Annotated in this window: 2 protein-coding genes; both read left to right on the top strand. The window is 71.7% G+C overall.

What is annotated here, in order from left to right:
* A partial coding sequence (locus tag AVME950_RS24195; RefSeq protein WP_502869452.1) for a bacteriophage T4 gp5 trimerization domain-containing protein occupies nt 1–718 on the top strand: 718 nt, incomplete at its 5' end.
* A 152-nt stretch (nt 719–870) separates the two neighbouring features.
* A partial coding sequence (locus AVME950_RS24200; protein WP_284431730.1) for a DUF6531 domain-containing protein occupies nt 871–3968 on the top strand: 3098 nt, incomplete at its 3' end.

Here is a 3968-nt window from a genome sequence, read left to right on the forward strand (position 1 = left end):
GCAAAAGGACCAGCTCACCGAAGTGGAGAACGACGAGGACAAGTGGGTCGGGAACGACCGGCGCAAGACCATCGACCGGGACGAGACCAACGTCATCCACCGCGACCGCACCGAGACCGTGGACCGCAACGAAAAGATCACCGTGCACGGCTGGCGCACCGAGGAAGTCGATGGCGACGAGACCATCACCGTCCATTCCAACCGCACCGAGCGGGTGGACCACGACGAAAAGATCAGCATCGGCGACAACCGAAGCGAAGACGTCGGCATCGACGAGACGGTGAGCATCGGCAAGAACCGCAGCAAGACCATCGGCAAGAACGAGAAAGACCAGATCGGCAGCAACTGGACCATCCAGGTCGGGAAGATGAAAACCGAGACCGTGGGCATGGTGGCGCTGCAGAACGTCGGCATGGCCAAGATGATGAACATCGGCATGGCCTACAGCGTGAACGTTGGCATGGTGCGCAACGACCTGGTGGGCATGCACTGGAGCCGCAGCGTGGGCAAGGACGACAGCGTGAGCGTGGGCGGGGACCGCAGCGCGCAGGTGACGGGTGGCGACAGCCTGCAGGTGGGCAAGGCGCTGGCTGTGAAGGCGCAGCAGATCACGCTGGAGGCGGACCAGGAGATCACCCTGCGCTGCGGGGCGAGCACCGTGCGGCTCACGCCGGCGCTGATCGAAGTGCTGTCCAGCCTGGACAAGCTCAACTGCTGAGGCGGGCCGGCGGGGGCTGCCCTGCAGGGCCTTCGCGCGCTGGCGCGGCCCCAAACCTGATGCGATGGCCAGAGCCCCGAGGCGATTGGCGCAAAGACTTACCTCTCCCCCTTGCCTGAACCCGGCAAACGATCCCAAGAAAGAGCGACAGCATGAGTGGCAAACCAGCGGCACGGCAAAGCGACATGACCCAAAAGGGCGGGCCGATCGTTCAGGGCTCGGCCACCGTGCTGATCGGCTCGGCGGGGGGCGTGGCGTGCTCCGTGTGCCCGGGCGGCATGGCGGTGGGCAGCCCCGTCAACCCGGCGCTGGGGGCCAAGGTGCTGATGGGCGGGGACGAGCTGGACTTCAGCCTGCCCGGGCCGATGCCGCTCGTGTGGCAGCGCCAGTACAGCAGCTACGTGAACGAAGAGCACGGGGCGGCCTGCGGGCTGCTGGGCTACGGCTGGAAGCTGCCCATGGAGATCGCCGTGCGACTGGAGGCAGGGCGCACCGTGCTGCTGGACACCGGGGGGCGGGCCATCACCTTCGGCGAGCCGCTGGCGCCCGGCGAAGCGCTGTACAGCGCCAGCGAAGACCTGTGGCTGATGCGAGGTGGCGGTGCGGGCAGCGCGTTGCCTGCCGGCGCGCCTGCCTCGCGCATTCCTAGCGAGCTGCAGCCCTGGGCCTGGCAGCCGCGCTGGGCCCACGTGCCCCAAGAGGCCCGGGCCGACGCGCGGTGCGTGATCGCCGCCTCGGGCAACGGAACCACCGCGTGGCTGCTGTGGCCGGGGGAGGACGGGCACCACCGCGTGGGCCGGGTGCTGGACCGCTTCGGGCGCAGCCAGCACTACGGATACGACGAGCACGGGCGGCTGGCCGGCATCACCGACGGCAGCGGGCGGCGCTATGCGCTGCACTACAACCGGGAGCGGGACCGGGAGGGGGCCGCCGCCGCGGCCCCAACCACTACCACCGCCACCGCCACCGCCCACCCGCTGCTCGGCCCGGACAGCGGCGAGCGCCTGACCGGCGTGGACTGCGTGCACAACCCGCTGGATGCGGCCTGCACCGGCCCGGGCTACCGGGTGCCGCTGGTGCGCTACCGCTACGACAGCGCGGGCGACCTGGTGGAGGTACTGAGGCGGGACGGCCAGCGCACGCGCGAGTTCGGCTACGACCGGGTGCACCGCATGGTGCGCCACCGGGTGCGCAGTGGACCGCTGCACACCTACGTCTATGAAGACCAGGGCGTGGCCATGCCCCGGCCCGGCGCCCGCGTGGTGGAGCAGCACAACGAGCAGGGACTGTCATACCTCTTCGAATACCGCGATCCCCCCGCCACTCCCTTCGCCACCCAGGCGGCCACCCCCGCTGCGCTCGGCGAGTCCGAGACGGACCCCGACACCCCAGTCCCCGACACCCCGCAGCCCATGCTGCAGCCCGTGCCGGTGAGCGAAGTGCGCGTGCGCGACAGCCTGAACCGGCTCACCCGCTACCACTTCGAAGGCGCGGGCGGAGACAAGCGCCTGGTGCGCCTCGTGCTGCCCGATGGCGCCGAGCAGCGCGACCGCTACGACAGCGCGGGCCGGCGCGTGGCGCACACCGATCCGCTGGGGCGCACCATCTGGTGGCGCTACGACGGCGCCGGGCGGCTGCTGGGCACGCAGCACCCCGACGGGCGCAGCACCCGCTATCGCTGGGGCGAGGCAGGCTCGGCGCAGGACGGCCTGCTGCTGCAGAGCGTGGGCCTGGGGGCGCTGCCAACCCACATGGACTACGACGCCTGGGGCCGGCTGCGGCAGGTGACCGTGGGCGATCCCCAGGGCCTGGATGCCCCGGCCCTGGCCACCCGCTTCGAATACGCCCCCCTGACCGCCGAGGGCGCCATCGACCCCGCCACGCAGCCCTGGTGCGACCAGCCCGTGGCCGTCATCGACGCGCAGGGCGGGCGCAAGGAACTGGCCTACAACGGCTGCGGGCAACTCACGCGCCACACCGACTGCTCGGGCCGGGTGCATGCCTGGCACTACGGCGCCTTTGGCGAAGTGCGCGAGAGCATCGATGCCCTGAACCAGCGCACGCGCTACCAGTACGACGGCGCGGGCCGGCCCACCCGCGTCATGGCGCCCGACGGCTCGCAGGTGCAATACCGCTGGGGCCCGAACGGCCAATTGCAGGCGGCCACGCACAGTGCGCAGCCCGTGGGGGAGGGGGATGCCGCGGGCCACAGCGCCCTGCCCAGCACCTCCGTCACCTACGGGCACGACCTGTGGGGCCGCGTCGTCGCGCAAACCCAGGCCGGCCAGGGATTCGCGCTGCGCTACGACGTGGCGGGCCGTCTGGTGGAGCTCATCAACGAGAACCAGGCCGTCACCCGCTTCGTGCACGACGTGCAGGACCGGCTGGTGCAAGAGGTGGGATTCGACGGGCGCGTGCAGGTCTATGGCTACGACGCGGCCGGCCAGCTTGTGCACAAGAGCGACGGGCACGGGCAGGGCCACCACCCGGGCGTGCAGGGGATGGCTGGGCAAGGAATGGCCGGGCAGGGGACGGCAGCCCAAGGGCTGGGCGCCACCGTGAGGAGCCGCAACCACCACGATGCGGGTGGACGCATCGTGGCCCGTGTCCTGGTCCGCTCCCCGGGCCTGCCAAGCGCGCAGGGCAACGACGCCAGCGCCCATGACCGCGGCGAGAGCCTGCAGATCCAGGCCTACGAGTACGACGACCGCGGCGCCCTCGCCGTGGCCCGCACGTGGAGCGCGCACCTGCCCTGGGCGGCAGAACAAGGCCGCGCCCACCCCCAGACCCACCCCCAGACCCAACCCCAGACCCTGGGCGAGCAATGGCTGGACGTGCCCGCCCCGCTGCTGCAAGCCCTGCTGGCCCTGGGCGCAACCTCTGCCGCAGAGCCCGATCCGGCCCTGGCCGAAGCCGCGCAGCGCCTGCAGGCCCACCGCCTCATCGCCGACACCCGCGTGGCCCTGGAGCGCGATGCCTTCGGGCGGGCCACGGGCGAGGCGCAGACCCTGTACCGGCAGGCGCATGCCGCGCCCCTGCGGGGCGGCGAGGCGGAGCCCGAGTTCGAACACCGCATCGCACACCGCCTGGGGGCGCTGGGGCAGCGGCTGGGCAGCCAACTGCAGGGCCTGGGCGAGCTGGACTGGCTGGCCTACGGCTCGGGCCACGTGCACGGGCTGCTGCTGGACAAGACCCCGGTGCTGGCCATCGAACGCGATGCGCTGCACCGGGAGGTCGCGCGCAGCCTGCA

This window comes from Acidovorax sp. SUPP950, assembly GCF_030158935.1.
Lineage (GTDB): Bacteria > Pseudomonadota > Gammaproteobacteria > Burkholderiales > Burkholderiaceae_C > Paracidovorax.